The sequence below is a fragment of the Sphingorhabdus sp. genome, from assembly GCF_044338195.1.
Taxonomy (GTDB): domain Bacteria; phylum Pseudomonadota; class Alphaproteobacteria; order Sphingomonadales; family Sphingomonadaceae; genus Sphingorhabdus_B.
This window is the reverse complement of sequence record NZ_JBIIMC010000055.1, coordinates 1-6,085: the sequence shown is the minus strand read 5'-3', so window position 1 is coordinate 6,085 and position 6,085 is coordinate 1. Positions and strand designations below refer to the sequence as shown.

Below are 6,085 nucleotides of genomic sequence, written 5' to 3'. Positions count from 1 at the left end.
CCGAATTTGCCGACCGCAAGACGACCAAGACCATCGATGGTCATAAAATGACCGGCTGGTTCACCGAAGATTTCACGCTTGCCGAGCTTAAGACTCTGCGCGCCAAGGAACGGCTGCCGCAATTGCGCAAGGACAATATGGCGTTTGACGGGCAGTTTGAAATCCCGACCTTTGAAGAGATACTGACGCTCGCACAGGCGCACAATGTCGGCGTCTATCCCGAAACCAAGCACCCCAGCTATTTCGCGTCGATCGGCTTGCCGCATGAGGCGCCGTTGCTGGCGATGCTGACCGCATTTGGCCATGTCACAAAAGATGCGCCTATTTTCATCCAGTCGTTTGAGGTCGAAAATCTGAAAGCACTGCGGCCCAAGACCAAATTGCGGCTGATCCAGTTGATGGAAGAAAAGGGCAGCCCCGCCGACCGCAGCGATTTAACCTACACGCAAATGGCCACTGCCGAGGGCCTGAAAATTGTCGCGACCTATGCCGATGGCGTTGGCCCGAACAAGGCGATGGTCATACCGCGCACGTTGATCGGCAATCTGGGCACGCCCACGACGCTTGTGGCCGATGCGCACAAGGTCGGTCTTGCGGTCCACCCATGGACATTCCGCCGCGAAAATTACTTTCTGCCGCTGGCGCAAAAATCTGGGATCGACCCGCGCAGCATTGGCGACGTTGAAGCCGAGATGAAGGCGTTTTTGGCGACGGGTGTCGACGGCATTTTCAGTGATAATGTCGCAGAGGCAGTTGCGGCACGCCGATAACGATCAGGCAAGTCGCGTCAGTCCCGCTGCCACTGAAAAACCTCTTCAAGCGGCTTTCCAAAGACATGGGCGATGCGAAACGCGACCTCAAGCGAGGGTGAATATTTACCCTGTTCGATGGCGGCGATGGTCTGGCGCGTCACGCCCACCTTGTCGCCCAGATCGCCCTGCGTCATTTCTCCGGCGAGGAAGCGCAGCGTCCGTATATCGTTGGTGAAGGATGTTTGGGCCATCGGGTCAGTAACCACGGCGATATCCAACCAAATTTAGTGATGCACGTATAAGCTCGGCTATAACAACCACCGCGAGCAAAACGTTGAACGTCATGAAACCATCGAAGCCCGAAAATAGGAGTGACAATACCAAAAAGCAGCCCACAATTAGGACGTAGTAAGATATCCGGGCACTATGTTGTTCAATCGCACGGTCCCGCTCATCTTCATTCTGGCGCGCGCTTTTTCGATCATATGCGGCTAAGGTTGCCGTTACTCCTAAAAACAAGAAAACCGACAGCATTGCGATTTTGAAAAACAAGCCTTGATAGGCGGGAACATCCAGCGCTGCGCCCTGTGCCGCCAAGCCTAAGCTTACAAAATAATAGCCCCAGCAAAGCACGATAACGAACAAACGAGCCCAGTATAGTTTTTCACGAAACGACATGCTTCCACTCCATGTTACATGATTCGCACTTAATGTTAGTTATTTTTAACATTGAGTCAAATATAACATACATACCACCCGTTCTTCCTTTCGTGCGGTGCGTTTAGCGGCTAAGTCTGGGGCTATGTCTACCAATTCAAAAACGCTCACGTTCGACACATCCACCAGCCGTGCGAACCCGACGCCGTCGCCGATGAAGCGGCTGACCGTGCCGCGCATCCGTCAGCAAAAGGGCCAAGAACCGCTCGTCATGCTGACCGCGTACACCGTGCGTATGGCGCAATTGATGGACCCGCATTGCGATATGCTGCTCGTCGGCGACTCGCTGGGTCAGGTGATTTACGGCCTGCCGCATACCGTGGCGGTGACGATGGAAATGATGGCCGCGCATGGCGCAGCGGTTGTGCGCGGCAGCTATCACGCCGCCGTCATCGTCGACATGCCCTTTGGGTCGTACGAAGCCTCGCCCGAGCAGGCATTTGTGAATGCATCGCGGCTGTTGAAGGAAACCGGCGCCGCTGCGGTCAAGTTGGAAGGCGGCAAGGTTTTGGCCCCGACGGTCGAATTCCTGACGTCACGCGGCATTCCGGTGATGGCGCATGTCGGCCTGACGCCGCAAGCCGTAAACATCCTTGGTGGCTATGGCGTGCGCGGCAAGAGCCCCGAAGAAGCCAAATCGATTGTCGACGATGCCATCGCCATGTCCGACGCCGGCGCCTTTGCAATGGTGATCGAAGGCGTGCTTGAACCCATCGCCATTGAAATTACGCAGAAAGTTGCATGCCCGACGATTGGCATTGGTGCGTCCGCACAATGCGACGGGCAAGTTTTGGTCGCCGAAGACATGCTTGGCCTGTTCGACCGCGTGCCGAAGTTCGTCAAAAAATTCGGCAATATGGGCGTCAGCGTGGAAGATGCTGTGCGCGAATATGCCGCTGGCGTGCGTGACCGCAGCTTCCCCGGACCCGAACAGCTGTACCAACCTGCGTAAAGCAGGCTGGCCTATCCAGCCAAGTCGGGCTAAGGACGGCTCCAACTGATCAAGACTATTTATAATCGGAGGCCCTCTTGGCTTTGACACCGACAGAACAGCGCCCTGAAAAAGACCGGAGCGGAAGTGACGAAGCGTTTCTGCGCGAAGTGGATGATGCCGTCCGCGCAAGCGATCTCACCAATTTTTGGACACGTTACGGACGCTGGTTATTGGCCGCAATTGCGGCGGGTTTGCTCGCCTTTGGCGGCTGGATTGTCTATCACAACCAAAAGCAGGCTGCGGCCGATTTGCAAAGCGAACAGTTCGTTGACGCGATGGACAAATTGCGCGCCGGTCAGGAAAAAGAAGCCCGCGCGCAGCTGGCCACACTCGCCAAGGCGGACCAACCGGGATATCGCGCAATGGCGCAGCTGGTCGAAGCCAATTTGCTTGGCGAAGACGGTGAGACCAAGAAAGCGGTCGCAATATATGCAAAAGTCGCAGCAGACAGCAGCCTGCCGCAGACATTCCGCGACCTCGCCCTCATTCGTCAGGTCAGCGCCGAATTTGATTCGATCCCGCCGCAACAGGTTATTGACAGGTTGAAGCCACTTGCGACCCCCGGCCATGCATGGTTCGGTAGCGCGGGTGAACTGACGGCTTTGGCCTATCTGAAAATGGGTAAGGACAATTTGGCTGGCCCGATTTTTGCCCAAATTGCAAAGCAGGAGGACCTGCCGGAGTCGCTACGCAGCCGTTCGCAACAAATGGCTGGCGCGCTTGGCGTAGATACTGTTCAGGTTGACGCAAAGCGCAATGCGGCATCGAAGGCGGATGAAACCGCCTCCAAGGGAGAGTGAAATTGAAGACTGTCACTAAGCTTTTATTGGTCCTCGCTGCATCCTCCACCCTTGGCGGCTGTGCCGTTTTGGACGGCATGCGCGGCGATGCTGGCAAGAAAAACAACACCCCGACCGTCGGCAGTCGTGTCGCCATATTGGGTACCGAGCGCGACACCGACGTTGACCCCGCGCTGGCCAATGTTGCGGTGACCTTGCCGCCAGCATATATCAACGAAGCATGGGCGCAGCCCGGCGGTAACGCATCAAAATCACCCGGCCATGTGGAATTGAGCCAAGGTCTGAAGCGCGTCTGGACCGCAAGCGTAAAGGGTGCAAACCCACGCGCGCGCCTCGCCGCGAGCCCGGTGATGAGCGACGGACGGTTATATGTTGTCGACACCACGGCGCGGGTCACGGCCTTTGACGCCAACACGGGCGCGCAAATCTGGAGCAATGCGCTTGAAGTCAAAAATGATGGCAAGTCATCACGCTATGGCGGCGGCGTAAGCGCAACTGCCACCAATGTGTTTGCGACCAACGGCGTTGGCGATGTTGCATCGCTTGCCGCCGATACCGGCGCGCTCATATGGAAAAAGCGTCCTGCAGGGCCCCTGCGCGGTGCGCCCACACTGTCCAATGGCAATCTCTATGTCATGACGCAGGACAACCAGATTTACGCGTTGCGTCAAAGCGACGGTGAACCACAATGGAACGAAGCTGGCCCCGTTGCCGCATCGGGCATCTTTGGCGTTGGCGCACCTGCGGCGGCACAAGGCACGGTCATCGCGGGCTATTCCAGCGGCGAGCTTGCCGCCTATCGTTATGAAAATGGCCGCAGCCTGTGGAGCGACACATTGTCGCGCACGGCCATGTCGACATCTGTATCGACATTGACTGACATTGACGCCGACCCCGTCATTGACCGTGGCCGCGTCTTTGCGCTTGGTAAGGGCGGCCGTATGGCATCCTATGAACTGGTCAGCGGCCAGCGCATTTGGGAAATCAACATTGCCGGCATTTCGACACCTGTCGCCGTGGGCGAATGGGTATTTGTGATGACGGACGAAGCAAGGCTCCTTTGCGTTGCGCGTTCAAGCGGCAAGGTCCGGTGGATTTCAAAGCTGCAGCGTTTCAAAAATGAAAAGAAGAAAAAGGGCCCGATCAGCTGGTATGGTCCGGTCTTGGCCGGTGGCCGTCTGATCGTGGCCAATTCGAATGGCGCGATCTGGTCGATTTCCCCCGAAGAAGGCGCCGCCACTGAAGTATTCGACGTCAAGAATGACGTGTCGCTCGCCCCAATCGTGGCGAACAACACATTGTATATCTTGGACGATTCCGGCCGCATTTCCGCGTTCCGGGGTTAAGTCTGTAAAGGAGTAATGCCGGCATGTTGCCGACGGTAGCCATTATCGGTCGGCCCAATGTCGGCAAGTCAACTTTGTTCAACCGTCTGGTTGGCAAGAAGCTGGCGCTTGTCGACGATACGCCTGGCGTGACGCGCGACCGGCGTGAGGGCCAAGGTCGCTTGTTCGATCTTGAATTCACCATTGTCGATACCGCAGGCTATGAGGATGAAGATCCCGATACCCTGCCCGGCCGGATGCGGATGCAGACCGAGGCCGCCATTGCAGGTGCGCAGGTTGCGTTGTTCCTGATCGATGGACGTGTCGGCGTCACCCCGCTCGATGAAGAAATTGCCCGTTGGCTACGCGGCAGCGCGACCCCTGTCGTGCTGGCCGTGAACAAGGCCGAGGGCAAGCAGGGCGATAACGGCATATTGGAAAGCTACGCGCTTGGCTTTGGCGACCCGATTGCGATCAGCGGCGAACATGGCGAAGGCATGGCCGACCTGTTCCAGTCGCTGTTGCCGCATATTGACGGCGGTGCATTTGAAGTGCCCGACCCCGAAGCCCCTGACGCGATCTTGAAGCTGGCCATTGTTGGCCGCCCGAACGCAGGCAAATCCACGCTCATTAACAAGATTTTGGGCGAGAACCGTTTGATTACCGGCCCTGAGGCCGGGATTACCCGCGACAGTATTTCGGTCGACTGGGTCTGGACCGATCCAAGCCCGAAAGAGCGCGAGCCCGATGAAGAAGGCAATATCCCCCCGATGCTGACCGAACGGCGCGTGCGCCTGATCGATACGGCAGGGATGCGCAAGCGCGCCAAGGTGCAGGATAAGCTTGAGAAGCTGTCGGTGGCCGACGCCCGCCATGCGATCGATTTTGCAGAAGTCGTCGTATTGCTTTTGGACGCAACCAAAGGTTTGGAAGTCCAAGACCTGAAAATTGCGGACCATGTCATTCAAGAAGGCCGCGCGCTGATTATCGCGATTAACAAATGGGACGTTGCCGTCGATGGCAGCGGCCTGTTCAAAGGCATTCGTGCCGCGCTGGAAGAAGGCCTGTCGCAGTTGAAGGGCGTTCCGATGATCGCCGTGTCTGCGCTCACCGGCAAGGGGCTGGACCAGATGATATCCGCGGCGTTTGACGCGCGTGAGGCGTGGAACAAGCGCGTGCCCACCGGCATACTCAACCGCTGGTTCGAAGCTGCGATTTCGGCAAACCCGCCACCTGCCCCCGGCGGCAAGCGGATCAAATTGCGGTATATGACGCAGGCGCGCAACCGCCCGCCGACGTTCGTGATTTTCGGCAACCGGACCGACGAATTGCCCGCCAGCTATGCGCGCTATTTGCTCAACGGTATTCGCCGTGACTTGGATTTTGGTGCCGTACCCGTGCGCATCAATTTCCGTTCATCAAAGAACCCGTTCGCGGATTAAGCCCGCACGCAGCGCAGTCTGGCAAACAGACTATGTCAACGCTCTGTTTACTTCT

At 57.3% G+C, this 6,085-nt stretch carries 7 protein-coding genes; 5 read left to right on the top strand and 2 right to left on the bottom strand.

Annotated features, from left to right (window positions below; genetic code table 11):
- Positions 1–770 (top strand): glycerophosphodiester phosphodiesterase family protein (locus ACIQZK_RS10505; RefSeq protein ID WP_397576083.1); only part of this gene is annotated, 770 nt, incomplete at its 5' end.
- A 17-nt stretch (positions 771–787) separates the two neighbouring features.
- Here ACIQZK_RS10505 and ACIQZK_RS10500 read toward each other — a convergent pair.
- Together ACIQZK_RS10500 and ACIQZK_RS10495 are read right to left on the bottom strand one after the other, a co-directional pair.
- Positions 788–1,003, bottom strand: a complete 216-nt coding sequence (locus tag ACIQZK_RS10500; RefSeq protein ID WP_397576082.1) for a helix-turn-helix transcriptional regulator — start codon at positions 1,001–1,003, stop codon at positions 788–790.
- Between the two features lie 4 nt (positions 1,004–1,007).
- Positions 1,008–1,430, bottom strand: coding sequence for a hypothetical protein (locus ACIQZK_RS10495; protein WP_397576081.1), 423 nt, complete (start codon positions 1,428–1,430; stop codon positions 1,008–1,010).
- Positions 1,431–1,554: 124 nt separating this feature from the next.
- Between ACIQZK_RS10495 and panB the strand changes: the two genes are divergently transcribed.
- The 4 genes from panB (at position 1,555) to der (ending at position 6,030) form a co-directional block, all read left to right on the top strand.
- Entirely contained in the window at positions 1,555–2,421 is an 867-nt protein-coding gene (gene panB, locus ACIQZK_RS10490; protein WP_397576080.1) for a 3-methyl-2-oxobutanoate hydroxymethyltransferase, read from the top strand.
- Between the two features lie 77 nt (positions 2,422–2,498).
- Positions 2,499–3,263 carry a tetratricopeptide repeat protein gene (locus tag ACIQZK_RS10485; protein WP_397576079.1) on the top strand — a complete coding sequence of 255 codons (765 nt, stop codon included), beginning with the start codon at positions 2,499–2,501 and terminating at the stop codon, positions 3,261–3,263.
- A gap of 2 nt (positions 3,264–3,265) precedes the next feature.
- Positions 3,266–4,609 (top strand): PQQ-binding-like beta-propeller repeat protein, encoded by a 1,344-nt coding sequence (locus ACIQZK_RS10480; protein ID WP_397576078.1) that lies wholly within the window; start codon positions 3,266–3,268, stop codon positions 4,607–4,609.
- 23 nt (positions 4,610–4,632) lie between these two features.
- Entirely contained in the window at positions 4,633–6,030 is a 1,398-nt protein-coding gene (gene der / locus ACIQZK_RS10475) for a ribosome biogenesis GTPase Der (protein WP_395634975.1), read from the top strand.
- The last annotated feature ends 55 nt before the right edge of the window (positions 6,031–6,085 follow it).